The organism is Novosphingobium sp. KN65.2 (assembly GCF_001368935.1).
Classification (GTDB): domain Bacteria; phylum Pseudomonadota; class Alphaproteobacteria; order Sphingomonadales; family Sphingomonadaceae; genus Novosphingobium; species Novosphingobium mathurense.
In genome coordinates, this window is record NZ_CCBH010000046.1 from 22,423 (window position 1) to 43,144 (window position 20,722).

Annotated in this window: 16 protein-coding genes; 3 read left to right on the forward strand and 13 right to left on the reverse strand. The window is 64.8% G+C overall.

Annotated elements, in window-relative coordinates:
- Window positions 1-146: 146 nt before the first annotated feature.
- The 3 genes from SPHV1_RS01540 to SPHV1_RS01550 all read right to left on the reverse strand — a co-directional run bounded on the left by SPHV1_RS01540 (window position 147) and on the right by SPHV1_RS01550 (window position 4,175).
- On the reverse strand, window positions 147-1,415 hold the full coding sequence (locus SPHV1_RS01540; protein WP_054944358.1) for a glycosyltransferase family 4 protein: 1,269 nt from the start codon (window positions 1,413-1,415) through the stop codon (window positions 147-149).
- 4 nt (window positions 1,416-1,419) lie between these two features.
- Window positions 1,420-3,090 carry a hypothetical protein gene (locus tag SPHV1_RS01545; RefSeq protein ID WP_231634385.1) on the reverse strand — a complete coding sequence of 557 codons (1,671 nt, stop codon included), beginning with the start codon at window positions 3,088-3,090 and terminating at the stop codon, window positions 1,420-1,422.
- A 200-nt stretch (window positions 3,091-3,290) separates the two neighbouring features.
- Entirely contained in the window at window positions 3,291-4,175 is an 885-nt protein-coding gene (locus SPHV1_RS01550) for a proline dehydrogenase (RefSeq protein ID WP_054944360.1), read from the reverse strand.
- A gap of 279 nt (window positions 4,176-4,454) precedes the next feature.
- Here SPHV1_RS01550 and SPHV1_RS01555 point away from each other — a divergent pair, with 279 nt between their 5' ends.
- The gene (locus SPHV1_RS01555) at window positions 4,455-5,765 is read left to right on the forward strand and encodes a hypothetical protein (RefSeq protein ID WP_054944361.1); all 1,311 of its coding nucleotides are present in this window, start codon (window positions 4,455-4,457) and stop codon (window positions 5,763-5,765) included.
- A 113-nt stretch (window positions 5,766-5,878) separates the two neighbouring features.
- Here the strand turns inward: SPHV1_RS01555 and SPHV1_RS01560 are convergent, their stop codons facing one another.
- A complete protein-coding gene (locus tag SPHV1_RS01560) occupies window positions 5,879-6,718 on the reverse strand; it encodes a hypothetical protein (RefSeq protein ID WP_054944390.1) in 840 nt (279 codons plus the stop codon).
- Between the two features lie 137 nt (window positions 6,719-6,855).
- Window positions 6,856-8,103: a S8 family serine peptidase gene (locus SPHV1_RS01565; RefSeq protein ID WP_054944362.1), complete on the reverse strand. Its 1,248-nt coding sequence runs from the start codon at window positions 8,101-8,103 to the stop codon at window positions 6,856-6,858.
- Between the two features lie 83 nt (window positions 8,104-8,186).
- Between SPHV1_RS01565 and SPHV1_RS01570 the strand changes: the two genes are divergently transcribed.
- The gene (locus tag SPHV1_RS01570) at window positions 8,187-8,684 is read left to right on the forward strand and encodes an RNA polymerase sigma factor (RefSeq protein ID WP_054944363.1); all 498 of its coding nucleotides are present in this window, start codon (window positions 8,187-8,189) and stop codon (window positions 8,682-8,684) included.
- Window positions 8,681-9,454 carry a zf-HC2 domain-containing protein gene (locus SPHV1_RS01575; RefSeq protein WP_054944364.1) on the forward strand — a complete coding sequence of 258 codons (774 nt, stop codon included), beginning with the start codon at window positions 8,681-8,683 and terminating at the stop codon, window positions 9,452-9,454. The genes SPHV1_RS01570 and SPHV1_RS01575 overlap by 4 nt, the downstream gene beginning before the upstream one ends.
- Window positions 9,455-9,518: 64 nt before the next feature.
- Here SPHV1_RS01575 and cobA read toward each other — a convergent pair whose 3' ends face one another.
- The 8 genes from cobA to SPHV1_RS01615 form a co-directional block, all read right to left on the reverse strand.
- On the reverse strand, window positions 9,519-10,313 hold the full coding sequence (gene cobA / locus SPHV1_RS01580) for a uroporphyrinogen-III C-methyltransferase (RefSeq protein ID WP_054944365.1): 795 nt from the start codon (window positions 10,311-10,313) through the stop codon (window positions 9,519-9,521).
- The gene (locus tag SPHV1_RS01585) at window positions 10,310-12,889 is read right to left on the reverse strand and encodes a nitrate reductase (protein ID WP_054944366.1); all 2,580 of its coding nucleotides are present in this window, start codon (window positions 12,887-12,889) and stop codon (window positions 10,310-10,312) included. The genes cobA and SPHV1_RS01585 overlap by 4 nt, the downstream gene beginning before the upstream one ends.
- A gap of 5 nt (window positions 12,890-12,894) precedes the next feature.
- A complete protein-coding gene (nirD, locus tag SPHV1_RS01590) occupies window positions 12,895-13,263 on the reverse strand; it encodes a nitrite reductase small subunit NirD (RefSeq protein ID WP_054944367.1) in 369 nt (122 codons plus the stop codon).
- Window positions 13,263-15,770, reverse strand: a complete 2,508-nt coding sequence (gene nirB, locus SPHV1_RS01595; RefSeq protein WP_054944368.1) for a nitrite reductase large subunit NirB — start codon at window positions 15,768-15,770, stop codon at window positions 13,263-13,265. Before nirB ends, nirD begins: the two co-directional genes overlap by 1 nt.
- A 359-nt stretch (window positions 15,771-16,129) precedes the next feature.
- Window positions 16,130-16,570 (reverse strand): cyanase, encoded by a 441-nt coding sequence (cynS, locus tag SPHV1_RS01600; protein ID WP_231634387.1) that lies wholly within the window; start codon window positions 16,568-16,570, stop codon window positions 16,130-16,132.
- Window positions 16,570-18,378 (reverse strand): bifunctional protein-serine/threonine kinase/phosphatase, encoded by a 1,809-nt coding sequence (locus SPHV1_RS01605; RefSeq protein WP_054944370.1) that lies wholly within the window; start codon window positions 18,376-18,378, stop codon window positions 16,570-16,572. The genes cynS and SPHV1_RS01605 overlap by 1 nt, the downstream gene beginning before the upstream one ends.
- 96 nt (window positions 18,379-18,474) lie before the next feature.
- Complete coding sequence (locus SPHV1_RS01610) at window positions 18,475-19,296, reverse strand: formate/nitrite transporter family protein (RefSeq protein WP_054944371.1); 822 nt, start codon at window positions 19,294-19,296, stop codon at window positions 18,475-18,477.
- A gap of 154 nt (window positions 19,297-19,450) precedes the next feature.
- Entirely contained in the window at window positions 19,451-20,689 is a 1,239-nt protein-coding gene (locus SPHV1_RS01615; protein ID WP_054944372.1) for an alginate export family protein, read from the reverse strand.
- Window positions 20,690-20,722: the final 33 nt, after the last annotated feature.

Below are 20,722 nucleotides of genomic sequence, written 5' to 3' on the forward strand. Positions count from 1 at the left end.
AACCCTAGCCCAAAGGGGCAAAGAGATCAGGATATCATTGAATTATATTGGTTTTTATAGCAATCCTCAGGTCGACAGACGATTGCAGGGCGGGCCCGGAAACAGCGTTCCGGACGCTTGAGGACGGCTCGCCGCGAACCGCGCGTTCAGGCATAGGACCGCCGCAATGCCGGCTCGCGCGCGCGTCCGGAACTGTGCAGCTTATCCTCGAAGATATCGATGAATGTGCCGATCCAGGTGTCCGGCGTGTGGCAAAGTGCATGGCCACCGGCGAAGCCGGCCCGGCTCATCTGCCCGACCTGATCGTCGTCGGCCGCCAACTGGCCCATCAGGCTCGCCAACTGGTCGAAACGATCGATGTTGAACGTCTTGGCGAAGCCCAGCCGAACCGCATCGTCGGCAAGGTAGGCATGCGAAGCAAGAATGACCGGGAGCCCGCTCATTGCAGCTTCGAGAATGACGAGCCCGAAGGGTTCGGTCACCCGGCTCGGAACGATGATCGCGCGGCAATGCCTGGCAATCTCCGCGATGCCTTCCCGATCCTGCCAGCCGATGACGCGCGCATCCCTGTTCTTGCGCGCCTCCAGCGTTCCCAGCTTGCCGCTGCCGATCAGGGTGATCTTCTGCCCGGCCGCGCCCGCCGCCTTGATCGCGAGGTCGGCGCCCTTGTCGTGCCCCAGCCGGCCGACGAAGAGGAAACCCTCGTTGCGCTCCGCCTCAACCCGTTCGTCGGTCCACGCTTCCACGGGGTTGGGTATCGCAACGAGGTTTTTGGCCCGAAATCCGCTGTTCGCGAACTTTTCCAGCATCCGGTCGTGCAGGAAAGTGAATGTCGCGCGATTTTCCGCAAAGCGCGCGACACTGTTCAACCGCATGTGCCGCAATGCGCGCCAATACTTGCGCGCGGTGCTGATCCGGTCGCACTGGCTCACCAGGCATCGCGCCGAAAGCGAGCGGTGCTGACATGGCGTCGCGCTCGGGAAATGCGAAAAACCGCCGTTCGGACAGATGTTGAAGAAGTCGTGACAGGTCACGATCAACCGGTCCTCGACCTCGCGCAGTGCCCGGAAGATCGAGGGCGATAGGATCTGCGACCAGTTGTGCAGATGGTAGACCGTGCCGCGCGTGTCGTTGTCGCGGATCCAGTCGGCGACGAGACTCTCGGCTGCGGGATTGTGCAGCCCCTGCATCAGCGCACGGCGCGCCGGCAACTCGAGCAGCGCATCCGAGCCGAGCGTAACTTGCGTCACGCCCATGTCGTCCAACCGGGTCGTCGGCGCATCACCGCAGATATAGGTGACCGGATACCCCAGCCGGCGATAGAGCCTGACCGCCTGCAGCGCGATCACGGTGGCTCCCCCGCGCGATGCGGAAGCAAAGTCGTTGATGACGACAATTTGGTCGATCGAAGTCATCGGGTCACTCGCTCCCCTTGAGATGCCGGGTCCGGACCGAGCGCAGACCGGTAGCCAAAGGCGCCATGGCCGGCGCGGACCCTGGCGCCTTGCGTCCAGTTGCACGGCCCGCAAAGCCGCCCACTCGCTTGCGAACATCCATCACCACACGCCCGGCCCGAACGTCCAAATGGTGGCAGCCCGTGATGCCGGGTTCGAAATCCGGCTCGATCGAGAAGGCCAATTCCTCCCGGTAATCGTCGAGAGACAGGTGCGCGATCTCCATCAGCCGCACGCCGTAGCCGTAAGTGCCATGCGAATTGTCCTGTGCGGGGCGATAGAGCCTGCCGTCGAGTTTCAGGATACGCCCGGCGTTGCGCGCCTCACGCGCGTCGACAACGACGGGGTTGAGGGCGTGGGGCTCCAACCGCGCAAGATCGGGCCCATCGGTCCTGAAGATGTGCAACTGGGTGTTCATGTCGAGAAAGGCGTCATCGGAGATATTGGTGAACAGCCACCAGGTCCCGTCGATCAGGTTCAACGTCGAATCCGCGGCGACGACACCCTCCAACGCGGTGGCATGCAGTGCCCAGTCATACGGAAACTCGCGGCACTTCCAGACTTCCAGCCGCCGAACCTCGCAGCATTCGGGCATCATGTAGAGCTCCCCTTCATGCTCGAAGAGGTGGGGAAACGACAGGTGATAGTCCCGGCGCAACGCGACCCGGATATCGGCAAGCTGCCCGTCTTCGAAGCGCCCTACGCTGATGTGCCCGCGGCCGGTGCGGTAGTCGAACTCCTCGAAGAAGCAGTACATTGCCCCTGCCCGCTCCCACAGGAAGGGATCGGCGAAATAGCTATTCTTGGCCGAGACATGCGCTGTCGCCCTTGCGGGATCGAACTCGGACCATGCCCCGGCATGGGACTTGAGAAAGAACATGCCCGGGCGCGCGCCCAGTTTCTCGCCGACCTTCTCAACCACTTTGGCCGCTCCATCGCCGACAAGACGAGCCAGATAGGTACAAAGGCCAGCTCCTCCCGGCTGGTGCGGCTCTACGGACCGGGGCAAGGCAGGCAGTTCGACCGCTTGCGATGCCTGTGCCCGCTTCAGGGCGTTGACGATCAGCGGCACCGCCTTTTCGAGCATGAAGTCCTCGTTGCGCGAAGCCACGAACTTGGTGTTGAGCCGCGCCGTCGCGATCGTGGTCTCTTCGCCCCTGTCCGCAGCCCCACACAGGAGCGATATCGCTATGACGGGATCGCGCGCGACGATTGCGGCGATGGCCGTGCTACCGGCTGGACGGCGCAGGAAGTCGGGGTGCCAGATACCCAACCGCGCAACTTCCGCCGGAAAGATGCCGGCGGCCTGCCCGGACAGATCGACGATCACGTCAAGGTCCATCCCCACGATCGCCAGGTGATCGTCACTGGCAAGGGTCGGGCAGTTGCCGCGCCGGTTGGCCCGATCGAGAGAGTCCGCAGCCTGCAGCTTGCCCACGACCTTGCGTTCGAACGCATACCATGTGCGGACCAGGGCGTTGCCCGAGGATGGCTGCATGTGTGAAGGGCATGCGATGAAGGCGCGCAGGTCCAACCGCGGTTCGGCCTCGATCTGCTCCACCAGACGCGTACACCATCCGGCGGGCCGATCGGGCGTTGGCAGTACGATCGCAATGCGCAGTGCTTGCATCCTCATGAACCGGCTGCGTGTGGGGGCGCGTCGAAAGGCAACCGGGGCCCACCCCGACAGCGCCTGATGTCGAAACGATAAGTCGCTGCCGCCGCGCTTCCCATGCCCTATTCGGCGGTAGCTACAATGGGTCGCGCGCGGGAAACGGGCAGCAGCGCTAATCCGTTCGGATTGTTCGGATTTGCTTGCCCACGACCTTTGAGCCGTCAGTTCGCGACCGGCGCTGCGGGCATCTGCGCCGGGTCCAGCGACGGCAGCACGAAGTTCCTGCCGCCGATCAGGTCACGACCCAGCCAGTACAGCGTCTTCGGGCTCTTGATCGCCCGCTTGAGCGAATAGGGAAGCCAGGCCTCGCCATAGGGAATGTAGAGCCGCGCGCCGGCCCCATAAGACGCGCCTTCGCGCAGGGCGGCCTCGATCGGCAGCGGATAGACGAATTCCTGTTCGAATGGCGTTCCCGCTTCGGCAAGGATGCGCATGGCCTCGCGCGCCAGCGGTGCGTCGTGCGTGGCGACCCCCACGAAAGCGGCCTTCCCGGCAAGGCGCCTGATGATGCCGAGGTACCCTTCTCGCAAATCGATATGGGGGTGGTCCGGATCTACCCACTCGCCCTTGACCACCCGCACGCGCACGCCCAGCTCGATGGCACGGTCGGCATCGCGCAGACTGCGCTTCCAGCGACCGGGAATGGCAAGGCCGACACCCTCGCGCGGATAGCGTTCCAGGGTCTTGAGCGTATCGTCGGTCTGCGGCGGCGCGTGGGCATCGAAGATGACCGGCGCATCGACCTTGCGGGCCAAGGCAACGACCTGCTCGACCAGGTCCTCCCGCTCCTTGAGCGCGGGCAGCTTTGCGGCAAGGGCACCGTCGATGCGGCCCTCGCCGATCAGCGAGAGGATCCGCGAATATTCGCGCACGACGATTTCGGGATCTTCGGTTCCGTCGTTCCAGTAACACAAGGTGCAGCGAAGGTTCTGCCGGCCGGCACGCAAGGCCAGGTCGGCGGCATCCTCAAGGGCTTCGCCCGCGACGTACTTGCTGGTCGCCCGCTTCAATACCGGACCGAGAATGGACTTGAGAGCTTCGCGCATCGTTCCCCGCAAATGCCTTTTCCCAATCGCTTCACGACGACCGTTTCGGGATTTCGACGTGACTTCGCGAGACTTCCCCTAAGCCCTGACAATAGTCGGTCATGCGCGGGTGCCGGTATCGTCCATTGGCATTTAACCCGGAAGAGTAGTTCATCACGCGTCGTTCTATACTCTTGCGCGGCAGCTCTCCTTGCAGTCGCCGATGCAGCATGCAAACTGCAGGGAGCGGCCCGCCTGGCCTTCAGGCGCTGGCATTCCTCTCCTGTCGGCGACATTGCGATGAGACCGTTCGGATACACGATCCTGTCACTGGTGGCGATGATTGCCTGCCACGGTCCGGCGCTTGAAGGCGCAAGCCACAAGCAGGCGGACGTGACGGAAGGGGCAATTCCGGAAGCGCAATTCGTCGACTCCATGGGTGTCAACGTCCACCTCAACTTCACCGACGGCGCCTATGCCCGGCTCGACCGGGTTCGCGACGACATGCGCTATCTGGGACTGGTCCACGTGCGCACCCATGACGGCGGCGACACCGTGCCGCTCTCCGACTATGCCCGGCTCGCCTCCGAGGGCCTGCGCTTCAACCTGATCGCAACGGCGGACCAGATGGACCGGAACGTCGATTTCGCGGCAAGGCTGATGGCGCAAGTCCCCGGCTCGGTCGTCAGTATCGAGGGCTTCAACGAGATCAACAACTGGCCCGTCAGCTATCGCGGCCTCCACAAAGACGAGGCGGGGCGGGCCGCGCAGCGCGATCTCTATGCCAAGGTCAAGGCACATGCCGGCCTTGCGCATCTTCCGGTCCTCTACTTCACGGGCGGGGAAGCCGTTTCGGACCTGTCGGGAATGGCGGACTGGGCGAACGTCCATGCCTACAGCAACAATGCGCAGCAGCCGGGGCCCGCCCTTCGCGAGGCCTTCGCCAAGTTCACCGGCTCTGCGGCAAGGGCCCAACGCGCCAATACCGAATTCGGCAACTTCACGCTTCCCGAAGGCTGGCCCGAGGGCAAGCCGTACTGGGCCAATTACACGCAGCTCGGCATCGACGAAGTCGCCCAGGCCAAGCTGGTCCTCACCGCCTACTTCGAGGGTGCGGAGAGCGGCATCGGGCGCAGCTACGTCTATGAATTGCTGGACGAGAAACGCGATCCCAAGGGAACCGAGCCGGAATTCCACTTCGGCCTCTTCACTTTCGAACATCGGCCCAAGGCCGCGGCGAAAGCGCTGCATAGCCTGACTTCGTTTCTGGCCAGGACCCGCTCCGACAAGGTCGAAGGCCCGATCGGTGCCAGGCTGAAGACGGCAGACGGATCGATCGGCATCCTCCCGCTCCAGCGCGAGGATGGCAGCCTGATCGTCGCGCTGTGGAGCCGTTCCCCGTTCTGGCGATGGGACCGGAACTACGCGGGTCCGGCCCAGACGCCCATGAAACAGGTCGAACTGGTCTCATGGTTCGACAACGGGAAGATCAAGGCCGTGGCTTTCGATCCGCTGGAAGATGCCACCGCGAAGCTCAAGGTTCGGGGCGGACACAACATCGCCGTCGCGGTGCCGAACTACCCGATCCTCGTCTATCTCCAGAAGCGGTAGCGGCCACCTTGCAGAATCGGGCGACCCAGCGCCCCGCGGTCTGATTGACCGTCAGGACACTGGGTCGCGGGACCTGAAAGAGCGGGGGGGACGGGTTTCAGGCCCGTTTCGGATCAGGCGCCGTCATTGGTGCTGACGTTCACGCCCACGCTGGCCGAACCGCCGCCGCCCTGCTTCGAGGCCGAGCCGCTGCCCGAACCCGAAGCGCTGGCGTTGGCATTTCCGGCCGAGGCATTGGCCGAACCGCTGCCGTTACCGCTTGCCTGGGTGTTCGCAGCCGTGCTGGCGGCATGACCGGCAGCGTCACGGACCTTCGAACCCAGTGCAGAGGCGCGATCGCGGACGGCGCCGACCGCGTTGCCGGCGGTATCGGTCAACTGCGAAGCCGACGGCGCCGAGCCGACGGGCAGGTCCGCAGCGCCGGTCAGGGCCGAGTTCGCCGAACCGGAAGCCGAGCCGCCCGCACCCGAGGTACCGGCAGAGCCCGAAGCCGCACCGCTGGCCGAACCCATGGCGCTGCCGCTGGCTGAGCCGAGCGCACCCTTGGCACTGCCGACCGCGTTGCCGACACTATCGTGTGCCGTTCCGGCGAGGCCGGTGGCACGGTCGCGGGCATTGCCGGCGGCATTGGTGACCTTGCCGGTCAGCGCGGAAGCGTCCGGCGCGGAAACGTCGGGAGCCGTGACCGACTTGGTGGCCGACGCCTCGCCCGAGCCGTTGACGGTCGAGGTCACGGCCCGACCGGCGCGCGAAACCCCGATGTCGCCCATGGCGCTGCCGGCACCGCCAACAGTGCCGCCGACCGAACCGACGCTTCCGCCAAGGGTGCCGCCGATCGAGCCGCCGAGGCCGCCGCCAAGACCGCCACCGCCAAGCAGCTGCGCATTGGCAGCGCCTGGCAGGGCGACGATTGCGAGAGTGGCAATTGCAGTTCCCAGTGTGAGCTTCTTCATGATCTTGCTCCTTCCTTTGCTGTCCTTCCCTTCGGCGTGAACCTTGCCTCGGGGGTCTCTGGTGGAAGGAACGGATGGCCCTTTGCCTTTCATCCGCGCCGAGTCGATTTTTTTGGAAATTTTTTCGATTCTCTTGCTCAGGCGCCCTTGCGGCAGGTGCCGCAGAGCACCCCGCGGCCAGTCCGGATCGATCCATCGACCGCTTCTGAATCAACGATTTTCAACGCCGATACAGAGCTACCGAGACGCGGATAGCGGGCCGCGATCCGGGCCGCGGCCAGCGGCGCTGCAAACGACGTGCCACGCAGCGCCATGCGTCCCTTGCCGGGCACGAGCGCGGACATGTCGGCACCCGGGGCCGCATAATCGAGATGCAGCGCCTTGCCCGCTTCGATCAGGACCCGTCCCTTGCCGTCGACCCCGGTTACGGCAATGACACCCGGGTAACTCGCCGGGTAGGCCGGCGGCGCCGCGGCGCCGTCATTGCCCACGGCAGCGACCACGACCATCCCGTGCGCCCGCGCGGCGGCAATCGCCCTGGCGAGCAGCGCATTCTTCGGACCGACCAGACTGATCGAGACCACCGGCACTGCGTTCTGACGCATCCAGCCGATCGCCTTGGCGATCGCCAGTGCATTTCCGCCGGCCGGATCGGCCCCATAGACATCCGCGCCGTAGAGCCTTGCCGTCCCGGCCCCGGCGAGGAGCGAGGCAATCGCCGAAGCATGCTCGCTGGCCCTGGGCGCTCCTTCGGCAAATCCGCGCTGGCCGGCCAATCGGTCGGAACCGGCGATTCCGCCGTCGATCACGCCAACGGTACCACCGCGAGGCAAACCTGCACCCACTGCGGACGATCCTACCACGCTCGACGCGCTGTTGGAGGGAAAATGTATCTGGTCAGCAGTGATCTCGCGCCCGGGAAGCAGCTTGCGCAAGGACCGGATCGCCTTGTCCAGCGCTCGACCTTCGGGCACCGACAGCCGTGCATAGGTCAAGTCGAGCCCCTCGATCGTACCCTGCTCGATCACGCCATAACCCTCGCTCCCGACGAGTGCGATGTCTGTGTCGCCCGGATCGACGAGCAGCACTTCCCCGCGCCGCGCGGGTGCACCGGTATCGTCGAGTTCCACCGTGTCGGAGTTATTGCGGGCAAAACGGGTCAGGCGCTGCACCCGCTCCCGCGCAAGACTGCGGGCACTGCGCACCACATCGCGCACCGGATCCAGCGCATCGCGGGCCCTGTCGCCCAGATCCTGCGTCACCTGACCCAGTGTACCCAGCGGATCGCCGGGCAATGGCAGCCCCAGTTGCGCACGCGCCGGGCCTGCGTCCAGCAGGAGCACGGCCGAGACAAGGGCGCATCGTTTGAGGTTCCGGGTCATCATGGTCTTGTCCGATAACAAAAAAGATAGCACTCAGGGATGAAACGTTCCCGTCCATCCGTTTCATCCCCAGGCAAGGCAATTCGATGAGCATGACACGCTTCTGCGAGGAACTCACTGCGCTGCTGCCGCGATTGCGGCGGTTTGCGCGCGGTTTGACGCAGGACAGTGCCGATGCCGACGACTTGTGCCAACAGACGATCGAACGGGCGCTCAAGGCCCGCCAGCAGTGGCAGGAAGGCACGCGGCTCGATGCTTGGGTATACAGGATCATGCGGAACCAATGGATAGACGAAGTCAGGGCAAGAACGCGCAGGTCGCAGACGTTCGCCCATGAGGACGAAGGCATGAATGTGGGCGTACCCGGCGACAGGGACGCAGAGAACCGCGTGGAACTCGGCAATGTCGAGCGGGCCCTGCAGCGCCTGCCCGAAGAACAGCGCGAGGCGGTCGTTCTCGTGATGGTCGAAGGCTTTGGCTACAAGGAAGCCGCGGACATCCTCGGCATCCCTCAAGGGACGCTGACCTCGCGGCTGGGACGCGGGCGCGAAGCCCTTTTGCGCGAATTGGGAGAAGCGGCATGAAGGTGACCGACGAAGAGCTGATGGCCTATGCCGATGGCGAGCTTTCGCCGGTCGACGCCGCCCGGATCGAAGCTGCTGTCGCATCCGATCCCGACCTCGCCTTGCGCCTCGATGCCGAACGCAAGCTGCGGGCAGCCCTGCGCGGCCATCTCGATCCCGTCGCCGAGGAACCCGTGCCCGATGCCTGGAAGGCGATGATCGCGACCGCGGCCGAAGAGGACAAGCAGGCCGAGGAACGCAAGGTCGTAAGCCTTGCCGCTGCCCGCGCCGAAAAGGCGAAGAAGGCCGCACAGGATGCCAGGGAAACGGCCAGGGCACGCCCCTTCATGCAGCGCTGGGGCACGGGCGTCGCCATTGCCGCATCGCTGGCGCTGGGCGTGTTCATGGGAACCCAGTTGACGCTCAAGGGCTCGGTCTCCGATCGCGACGGCACGCTTATGGCCTCGGGCACGCTGGCACGCGGGCTGGACACGCAACTGGCTGCCGCCAGCGAGGAGGAATCGCTGCAGATCCTGACGAGCTTTCAGCGCCGAGACGGCGACTACTGCCGCGTCTTCGCGTCCGGCGGAACTTCGGGGATAGCCTGCAAGGACGATCGCGGCTGGGTCCTCGAGCGCACGATCAACGGCGGGACGCGGCAGGGCACGCAATACCGGCAGGCTGGCTCGGCCAATTCCGAACTCATGGCCGCCGCGCAGGACATGGCCAAGGGCGCACCGCTCGACGCCGAGCAGGAGAAAGCCGCCAAGGCGAACGGGTGGAAGGACTAGCGCGCAGCTTGCGCGACATCAGCGGCGCCCCGTCTGCATGGGGATGCCGCTAACTGAGCGGACTTCAGATCGCCGCCTTGGCTTCCGGTACCGAAACGGCGGCATCCACGCCTTCCGGGCGGGCCATCGCCTGACCGATCAGCAGCAGCGCGGGCCCGTCGCCCAGCGCGGTACGGGCCGCGAGGGGGAGCAGGTCGAGGCGGGTATGGAAATGGCGCTCCCGCGGCAGGCTGGCACTTTCCACCAGCGCAACCGGCGTATCGGCGGGTAGGCCGGCCTCGATCAGGCGGGCAGAGACTTGCGGGGCTGCGGCCTTGCCCATGTAAACGGCCAGTGTCGCTTCGGGATCGGCAAGGCGCGACCAGTCGAGCTGGAGCTCCTCGCCGGCGCGGGCATGGGCGGTCACGAACGTCAGCTTGCGGGCGAGGCCGCGCAAGGTCAGCGAAGCGCCAAGGCTTGCCGCCGCCGCGCTTGCCGCGGTGACGCCGGGGCAGATCCGCACGGTCACCCCGGCCTCGCGGCAGGCGTCGAGTTCTTCGGTGGCGCGGCCGAAGATCGCCGGATCGCCGCCCTTGAGACGCACGACTTTTTCACCCTGCAGCGCAGCTTCGACGATCAGCTTGTCGATCGTCTCCTGATCCTTCGAATGGCGGCCGGACCGCTTGCCGACATGCACGAGGCGCGCCGAACGCGCAGCCATTTCGAGGATTTCGGGGCCGACCAGCGCGTCGTAAAAGACCACGCTGGCCTCGCCGATCAGGCGTTCGGCCTTGCGCGTCAGCAATTCGGCATCGCCGGGGCCGGCACCGACCAGCCATACCGATCCCGCCGGGAAGTCCCCCTTGAACACATCGGTCATTCTGCAGCTTCCCTTTCAAGCGTCGAACAGGTTTCCAGCAATCGGGCGATAGCGGGACGGCACGATCCGCAATTGGTGCCGGCACGGGTGCAGCCCCCCACTTCGGCTACCGTCGCCGCACCCTCGCTGACCGCCAGTTCGATGTCCCTTTCGCCCACGCCGTGGCAGACGCAGACGATGGCACCGCGATCGGGCAAGGGCGCACTGGGGCGTCCGGCGAGCAGCTCGGCCGTGCTCGCCTCGTCGAGGCCCAACTGCTCGGCCACCCATCCGCGCGCGGGAAGTTCGCCCGAGCGGGTGAGGTAGGCTGCGGCAACGAGCGAGCCCCCTTCCCCGCGCACCGCGATGCGGCGCATGCCGCGCGCGATGTCGGCGACTTCCAGCCGTTCGCCGTCGGGCAGCAACGCGCCGATGTCGATTGCCCCCTCGCCCGCGAGTTCATAGAGCCAGCCCGCCTTGATGCGCGAACGGGTCCAGTACAGCAGGCCCTCGGGCGCGATGACGTCACCGCGCACGACGAAGGCCCGCCACTCGGGCGAAAGGGCAACCACACGCGCGGCGCCGTTCTTGAAACCGGGTTGGCCGGAGACGGGATCCACCGCCTGTGAAGGCAAACGGTTGGAGCGCCCTTCCCCGGCCATGGCGTCGGTCCAGTGCATCGGCACGCAGACTTCCCCCCGTCGCTGCCCCGTCGACACCTGAATCCGATAGACCGCCGATCCGCTCGCCGTCTCGACGCGGCCGAGGCCGCCATCGACGAGATCGAGCGCTTCGGCATCGGCAGGATGCACTTCCAGCAGAGGCTCGGGCCGGTGCTGCGAGAGCGTGGGCGACAGGCCGGTGCGCGTCATCGTGTGCCATTGGTCGCGATAGCGCGCCGTATTGAGACGCAGCGGGAACCCGGCGCTTGTCACCGGTACCGGCGGCCGCACGGATACAAGCCTCGCCCTGCCGCTGGCGGTAGGAAAGCGCCAGGCCATTGGCCGCTCGCCGCCCCACTGGAACGGCTCCATCGCTTCGTATTCTTCGTCGCTAACCCTGGCGTGCGGAGTGAGGTCTAGAACCTTGCCGCGCGCCTTGGCCAGCGCCGTCATCAAGGCGTATTCGCGAAAGATCTCTGCGGGCTTGTCCCAGGCGAAGCTTTCGCCCCAGCCCATCCGCGCGGCGACATCGGTCATGATCTTCCAGTCGGCGCGGGTCTCTCCCGGCGCAGGAAACAGCGCGCGCTGGCGGCTGACGCGGCGTTCGGAATTGGTGACGGTGCCGTCCTTTTCGCCCCAGCCGTGCGCAGGCAGGCGAACATGGGCGAACCTGGCCGTGTCAGTATCGGCGATGATGTCGGAAACGACCACGGTCGGACAACGTGCAAGCGCCTCTCGCACGAAGTGGCTGTCGGGCATCGAGACTGCCGGATTGGTCGCCATGACCCACAGAAACCTGATCTTGCCCTGATGGATCGCCCGGAACATGTCGACCGCCTTGAGGCCGGGACCGGCGCAGATGTTCGGCGCGTTCCAGTAGGCCGATACGTCATCGCGCTCCTGCTCGGAAAAACCGAGATGGCACGCAAGCATATTGGCCAGTCCTCCCACCTCGCGACCACCCATCGCATTGGGCTGGCCGGTGATGCTGAACGGCCCCGCGCCGATCCGGTTGATCCGGCCTGTCGCGAGGTGGAAGTTGATGATCGCATTGCCCTTGTCGGTGCCGCCCACCGACTGGTTCGCTCCCTGGCTGAACAGGGTGACCATGCGCGGATGCTCGGCGACGAGATTGCAGAGCTTGGCGAAAAGGCCCGCGGTGACGCCGGGATCGCAGTCGAGCCCATCCCAGAATCCCTCGTCTGCCTCTACCCGCTCGCGCAGGAAGGTCTGGTCGAGCTTGCCGCGCCGCTTCATCTCGGCCAGCAGGGCATTGAACAGGGCAGTATCGCCGTCGGGCGCGATCGGCACGTGAAGGTCGGCCTGCTCGGCCGTTTCGGTCCGGCGCGGGTCGATGACCACGATCTTGGTCCCGCGCCGCTCGCGGGTCTTCTCGATGCGCTGCCACACGACCGGGTGGCACCAGGCAGTGTTCGAGCCGACCAGCAGGATAAGGTCGGTCGCGTCGAGATCCTCGTAGGAGCACGGCACCACGTCCTCGCCGAAGGCTCGGTTGTGCGCGGCCACGGCGCTCGCCATGCAAAGCCGGGAATTGGTATCGATATTGCCGCTGCCCACGAAGCCCTTCATCAGCTTGTTGGCGACGTAGTAGTCCTCGGTGAGCAACTGTCCGGAGACATAGAAGGCGACGCTGTCCGGCCCGTGTTGGGCGATGCAGTCGGTCATCCGGTCGGCGACGAGATCGAGGGCATCATCCCAGCTTGCCGCGCTATCGCCGATCATCGGCCTGAGCAGGCGACCTTCGAGCCCCACCGTCTCGCCAAGGTGCGTTCCCTTGGAACAGAGCCGGCCGTCGTTCGCCGGATGTTGCCGATCCCCGACGATGGCGACCCCCCGATCACCATCGCCGGAAACCTGGGCAGTGACACCGCAGCCTACCCCGCAATAGGCGCAAGTCGTGCGGATCACCTTCATGGCAATCAGGCCGCCGCCCGGGTCTGGGCAGCGTCCGTCGCGCCTGTGCCAATCACGGCAGAACGCAGGAGATAGATGCGCCCTGCATCGACCCTGAGCGGAATGGTCGGAACGCAGCCTTCGTCGTCGCCCAGCGCCTTGCCGCTACGCAGCGAGATGTTCCAGTTGTGCAGCGGGCAAGTCACGACGTCGCCATGAACGATACCCTGGCTGAGCGGGCCCTGCTTGTGCGGGCACTTGTTGCGCAGCGCGAAGAACTCATTGCGCATCGTGTGGAACACCGCGATTTCCTCGCCGCCTTCGACCGGCAGGGTGCGCGCGGTGCCGGCTTCGATCTGCGAGATCGGACCGATATCAAGCCATTCGCCGATCATTATGCCTTCTCCAGTTCCAGGGCCGTGTCCATCGGACGCACGGTGGCGATGTGGGCGTGCAGGTCCTTGCGTTCGCCCGAGGCCCGCTTGGCCCAGGGATCGTCCTGCATGAACTGCTGCGAATAGAGGAAGCGGGCGGCATAGGCCCTGACGGCGCCGTCCTCGGCCAGCCTGTCCTTCACGTAATCGAGCCCGACCCGTTCGACCCAGGGTGCCGTGCGCTCGAGATAATGCGCTTCCTCCCGGTAGAGCTGAATGAAGGCAGCGCACATCTCGAGCGCATCTTCCTCGCTTTCGACCTTGCAGAGCAGGTCGGTCGCGCGGACCTTGATGCCGCCGTTACCGGCGATGTGCAGTTCGTAGCCGGAGTCGACGCAAATGACGCCGAAGTCCTTGATCGTCGCCTCGGCGCAATTGCGCGGGCAACCGCTGACGGCGATCTTGAACTTGTGCGGCATCCACGAGCCCCAGGTCATCCTCTCGATCTTGACGCCAAGCCCGGTCGAATCCTGCGTGCCGAAGCGGCACCATTCCGATCCGACGCAGGTCTTCACCGTGCGCAGCGACTTGCCGTAGGCGTGGCCCGATACCATTCCGGCCGCATTGAGGTCGGCCCAGACGGCAGGCAGGTCTTCCTTCTTGATGCCGAAGATGTCGAGGCGCTGGCCACCGGTCACCTTGACCATCGGCGCGTTGTACTTCTCCACGACATCGGCAATCGCGCGCAGTTCGGTTGGGTTGGTAAGCCCGCCCCACATGCGCGGGACGACCGAATAGGTGCCGTCCTTCTGGATATTGGCGTGCAGGCGTTCGTTGACGAAGCGGCTCTTCTGGTCGTCTTCGTATTCGCCCGGCCAGGCGCAAAGCAGATAGTAATTGAGCGCAGGCCGGCACGAGGCGCAGCCGTCGGGCGTCGTCCAGTGCAGTTCCTGCATGACCTCGGGAATGACCTTGAGCTGTTTTTCGACGATCAGATTGCGCACGTCGTCGTGCGTGAAGCTGGTGCACTTGCACATGGTCCTGGGGCCGCTCTCGACCTCACCGCCCAGCGTTACCGCCAGCAGGCTCTCGACGAGGCCGGTGCACGAACCGCACGAAGCCGATGCCTTGCAGCCGCTGCGCACAGCGTCGAGCGAGTGCGCCCCGCCGACGATGCACTGAACGACAGCGCCCTTGGAAACGCCGTTGCAACCGCAGATCTCGGCATCGTCCGAGAGGGCAGCAACGGCAGCATTAGGGTCCGCGAGCGCACCCCCGGACGCGAAGGCCTGGCCGAAGATCAGCGCCTCACGGATCTCGGAAACGTCCTCGCCCTTCTTCATCAGGTCGAAGTACCAGGAGCCGTCGGCGGTATCGCCATAGAGTACCGCGCCCAGGACCTTGTTGTCCTTGACGATGACGCGCTTGTAAACGCCGCGCGAGGCATCGCGCATGACGATGTCTTCGCAGTCCTCGCCGCCGGAGAAGTCGCCGGCCGAGAACAGGTCGATGCCCGAGACCTTGAGCTTGGTCGACGTGACCGAGCCTTCGTAGCCGGTCGGGCTTTCGGTGACGTAGTCGGCCAGGGCACGGCACATGTCCCACAGCGGCGCAACGAGGCCGTAGCACATGCCGCGGTGCTGGACGCATTCGCCGACGGAAAGGATGGCCGGATCGGACGTGACCATGTGGTCGTCGACCATGATGCCGCGCTCGACCTCAAGCCCGGCGGCGCGGGCAAGGCCGGTCGCGGGGCGGATGCCGACGGCCATGACGACGATGTCGGCCGCGATCTCGGTGCCGTCGTCCAGCATGACGGCGGCGACCTTGCCGTCCTTGCCGAGGATCTCCTTGGTATTCGCGCCGGTCAGGATGGTCTGGCCGCGACGTTCCAGTTCGGTCTTGAGCAGCCAGCCGGCCGCTTCGTCGAGCTGGCGTTCCATCAGCGTGGGCATGAGGTGGATGACCGTGACCTTCATCCCGCGCAGCGAGAGGCCGTGCGCCGCTTCGAGGCCGAGCAGGCCGCCGCCGATGACGACGGCGTTGCCCCCGCCCTTGGCATTGCCAGCTTCCGCGGCGTGCAGCATCTTGTCGACGTCATCCAGGTCGCGGAAAGTGACGACGCCTTCGAGGTCCTTGCCCGGCACCGGAATGATAAAGGGGTCGGAGCCGGTGGCGATCAGCAGCCTGTCGTAGGGTTCGGCCCGGCCCGACGCCGAAATCACGGTCATTGCTGCGCGGTCGATGTGATCGACCTTGTCGCCCGAAATCAGCGTAATGCCGTTTTCATCGTACCATTGCTGGGTATTGATGACGATTTCGTCGAAGGTCTTCTCACCGGCCAGAACCGGCGAGAGCATGATGCGGTTGTAGTTCACCCGCGGCTCGGCGCCGAAGATGGTGATGTCGAAGCGATTGGGATCGCGCGCAAGGATCTCCTCGACAGCGCGGCAACCCGCCATGCCGTTGCCGATCACCACGAGCCTTTCCCGGACCTGGCCGGGAAGGTCGCCCTTCTCGAAGTTCATCGGTGCATTCACGTCACGTCTCCGTTCGCAACGCGCACACAAAAAAACCGCCTCGTGCCTGTTCCCATTCGGGAAAGGTACGGGCGGCGTCGTTGCCACGCGTCTGTAAATCTGAAGGCGAGGCGCTCAATTCGTCCAACGCTGGACGGACGCTTTCTCGCTGCTGGGTGTTTAACCGATTCGCCGTGTGCGGCGCAAGACGCTTTTTTGCAGTGCAGCAGGAAAAGAATAAATTACGTTCAATGTCATAAGGTTATAACTCGCCGCCCCTTCCTGCGTCGGCAGGCGCGCAGGAAGGGGCGGCAAGCGTACCGGATGCCGAAACGGGTTCAGCGTGACGGGAGAGTATCCGAACCCGCCTACCAGCTCTTGTAGGGCAGGAACTTGCCAGACATCTTCACTTCGATGCGATCGCCCTTCTCGTTGGGTATCTTCTCCACGGTCATGTCGAAGTCGATCGCGCTCATGATCCCGTCGCCGCCCTTCTCCTGGATCAGCTCCTTCAGCGTTTCGCCATAGACACCGACGATCTCGTAGAAGCGGTAGATGCATGGGTCGGTCGGCACCGTCATCTCGAACATCTTCTTGGGATATTCGGCGAGCACGACTGCCGCCTCCTGCGGCAGGCCCAGGCCGGTCGCGACCTTGTCGGCACTCTCGCGCGGAAGCGAATTCATGCCGAGGCATGCGGATGTCACGAAAACTTCCTGCAGGCCCGCCATCTCGGCGATCTGCGCCCAGGTCACACCGCCTGCGCGCTTCTTTTCATAGATCATGTCGGTGACATCGGCCTTGGTCATCATTCCGGGATCTCCTCGGTTCTGGGGGTGGAAACTCTACTGGTGGCTCCATGTCCGCCGCCCGGCTCACGCTCGCTACCGCGGGTGGCGATGGACAATGCAAGGGCGAGCGCCAGAGCGGTGCTGATCGCCTGCCACAGGCGTTCCGGTCGGCGCGCCAGCCAGGGTCGCGGCGGCGGCGCGGCGAGCGCGGTATTGGGATGGGCGATGTCGTAAATGAATTCGGACAGCTCTTCGTAGCGATCCGCCGGATCGAGCGCGAGCGCGCGTGCCAACGCCGCATCCATCCATTCGGGCACTTCAGGATTGATCTCGCTCGCCGGGATATAGGCCAACTTCCTCTGCGCCGCCCGGGTCTGCGCCGCGCTGAGACGCGCCCCATACGGCAGGCTGCGGGTCAGCATGAAATAGGCAATCGCGCCAAGCGACCACAGATCGGACTTCCGGCTTGCAGGAGCACCCAGCCAAATTTCCGGCGCGGTAAACTGCATGGTTCCGGCAAACATCGCATCGTCGGCGCGCGGCGCCAGTTCGTCGAGCCCGGCCACAAGTGCGGAGCCGAAATCGATGATCCGGGCCGTCCCCTCACGATCAATGACGACATTGGCGGGGCGCAAGTCGCGATGAAGGATTTCCATGCGGTGAAGCGCCTGCAGGCCCGATGCCACCTGCTTCACGATCGAGCGTATCGCCGCAAGATCGGTCCCGGGCTGAAAACGGACCCAGTCCTCCAGCGTCGCGCCTTCGAGAAAATGGGTCACGGCATAGGCGTGACGGCGCGAAGCACGCGCGGGCGGCGCGCCCAGCACATGTGTATTCCTGACGCGCCGCGCGATCCATTCCTCCAGCATGAGGCGGCGCAGTTCGACCGGGTCGGCACCGCTTTCGGTCGACGGTACCTTGATCGCCACCAGCTGCCCGGTCTCACCATCGCGCGCGAGATAGACGTGGCTGCGATGCCCGGCATGGAGTTCGCGCAGGATCGTGAAACCATCGAAGTCATGCCCGGCAGTCAAATGCGGCGCAGGCGGCAGGGCTGCCTCTTCCCCGACCAGATCGACCGGATCGCTTTGCGGCAGGTCGTCCACGCGAAGGATCTGGACGGTGAGGTTGTCCTCGCTGCCCGCAGCAAGTGCAGCATCGGCCAAGGCACGGGCCGCTGCGTCGAGGTCCTTTCCGCGCGCCGCCTCGACGAAGGCGGAATCGGGCAGGACGTCATGAACGCCGTCGCTGGTCAGGATGAAGGTGTCACCCTTCGCAACCGGCACCTTGCGGTGATCGATTTCGACGCGCCGATCGATCCCGAGCGCGCGGGCGAGATAGCTCTGGCCGCCACCCAGCCAGACGCGATGCGGTTCGGTCAACGGCTCGAGGGCAGTGCCGGAGACCCGCACCACACGCGCATCGCCGATATGAAAGACGTAGGCCGAGCGCGACTTGAGGATCAGCGCCGAGAGCGTGCAGACCATGCCGCGCTCCCGCTCCTCGTCGGTCAGGTTCCTGCCATGCCCCTTCAGGTTCTGCGCGTGCATCCAGGAATTCGTCGCGCATATCACCCGGGCCGCGCTGGTCTGGACCGACCAGGCTTCGGACGTTGCAAAATAGTCGGTCAGGAATGATTTTACCGCGGTTTCCGCTGCCGCTGCGCCCAGCACACTGGTGCTGATCCCGTCCGCGAGGGCCAGGGCCACGCCCTTGGTCCACAGTTCGTCGCCCTCGGGAACGAAGGCGCCATGGAAGTCCTGGTTCGCCTCCTTGATCCCGGCTGTCGAATACTGGCCGATTGTCACGGCAAGCTGGTTTCGCAAGGATCCGTCCTCGCCTGCGGCAGGTTCAGGTGATCGCAAAAGGGATCGGGAGGGTTTGCTGGGCCCCTCCCGATCGAATGCAGCCAGAGGGATAGCTCAGGCTGCCATCTTGACCACGCGCTTCGCACCGGTGCGGGCATGCGTGGTGTAAAGCATGAGGCCGGTGAAAGTCAGGCCGCCGACCAGGTTGCCCAGGACGGTCGGAATCTCGTTCCACCAGAAGTAGTCGCCGACAGTGAAGTCACCGCCGAGCATCAGTGCGGTCGGGAACAGGAACATGTTCACGATCGAGTGTTCGAAGACCATGTAGAAGAACAGCATGATCGGCATCCACATCGCGATGACCTTGCCCGACACGGTGGTCGAGATCTGGGCACCGACGACGCCGGTCGAGACCATCCAGTTGCACAGCATGCCGCGCACGAAGATCGTCAGCCAGCCGGCCATGCCGTACTCGGCGTAACCCACCGTGCGCGCAACGCCCGTACCGGCCAGCTTCATGCCCACTTCGCTCGGCTCGGCCGCGAAGCCGTACGTGAAGTAGATGGCCATGAGCACGGCCGTCGTCAGCGCCCCGGCGAAGTTGCCGGTGAAGACGAGCCCCCAGTTGCGCAGGACACCCGACCAATTGCAGCCGGGACGTTTGTCCCACACCGCGAGCGGCGCCAGCACGAATACACCGGTCAACAGGTCGTATCCGAGCAGATAGAGCATGCAGAAGCCGACCGGGAACAGGACGGCACCAGCCAGCGGCTGGCCGGTCTGGACATTGATCGTCACGGCAAAAGCCGCAGCAAGGGCCAGCGTGGCACCGGCCATGTAGGCGCGGACCAGCGTGTCCTTGGTCGACATCATGATCTTCGATTCACCGGCGTCGATCAGCTTGGTGACAAATTCTGAAGGCGCAAGATATGCCATCTACGAATACTCCCCGTTGCCAGATAAAAGGTCCAATGCGTACGCTAGACTTTTCCTTCGTTTGAAATCGTTCGGTTCCGGCTGCAGTCCGGGCCCTGCTTCGGCACGTCCGGAGCCATGCCTGAACTGCAGCCAGTCCCCCTCCTCAAGTCGGTCAGTACTTGAATGCCAATTGCAGCCAGAACTTTTCGGTATCGCTGCCGAAGTTCTTGGCATCGTAGTTCGCGTATTTGAGAAGCACGGCGTAGTTCCTGATCGAGAAGCCAAGGCTGGCATCCCACTCCTGGCCGTAGTTCACGCTGCCGAAATCGCTTTCGAACTTGTGGTAGACGACCGCACCGTTGAGGCCCTTGAGCGGTCCGGCATCGCCGATCTTCTTGGCGAGACCGCCGTAATAGTCGCGCAGACCCGCCGCCGGCGTGGTCAGGAACAGATCGGCCCAGCCGTTGAAGGCATGGGCGGTCGCCAGCGGGGTCTGGAAGGCGGCAATGCCGTCATCGCTACCCAGCTCCTCGTAGCCGGCCTTGAGGCCGAAGCCCATGATCGATGCGCCCAGCTCGGCGTTGATATAGTCCGCGGCAAAGTTGACCGGGTTCAGCTTATAATCGCTCTGGCGCGCATAGGTCGCCGAGAAGTTCAGCTTGAACGCATCGCCAAGCGGGATCGCGCCATTGGCGAGCACGCCGTAAGTCTGGCTCGAGAAGGCGATGCGGCTGTCGTAATCGAGCAGGTAGGCGAAGGCTTTCACCTTGGCGACTTTCAGGTTCAGCCCACCCTGGACGAGGAACATGTCGCCGTCGAAGTATTCGTTCGGGCTGTCGGCACCGAAGATCGTGCGCTGCGAAATGGCGTAAGTGCCGTCGAACATCACCGGGCCGATCCTGGTCTCGGCGCGGACCGCATCGAATGTCTGCTCGTTCTGGCGCCAGCCGACATTGCCGACGAAGCGGGCATCATCGAGAATGATGCGCTGGCGCCCGATCGTAACCTTGCTGCCCTTGGCAGCATAAGCCACCTGCAGGCGGTTGAGTTCGATGTTCTGCGGGTCGGCCACGACCGAATAGGGTTCTGCGCCCAGATATCCGTTATTGCCGGGAATGGTGTCGTTGTAGTGGTCGACGATCGCCAGTGTGCCCTCTCCTTCGGCCAACAGCGAAAGGCCGTGGGTGGTCACTTCGGCACCCGCGCGCAGGCGCATGGTCACGGCGTCGGCATCGAGGTCGATGTCGTCCTGGTCGACATGTTCGTAGCGCAGGACCCCGTCGATGATCGGGTCGATGGTAACGTCGTCGCTGACCTTGACCGGATCGCCGGCCTTGGCCTGTGCGGGCGCGGCAAGGCCCAGCGTGGCGACAGTGGCGGCGAGAGCAGCAAGCGAGAATGTCTTTTTCATATGCGTGAGCCTCCACGGGCACCCCCCCGGGCG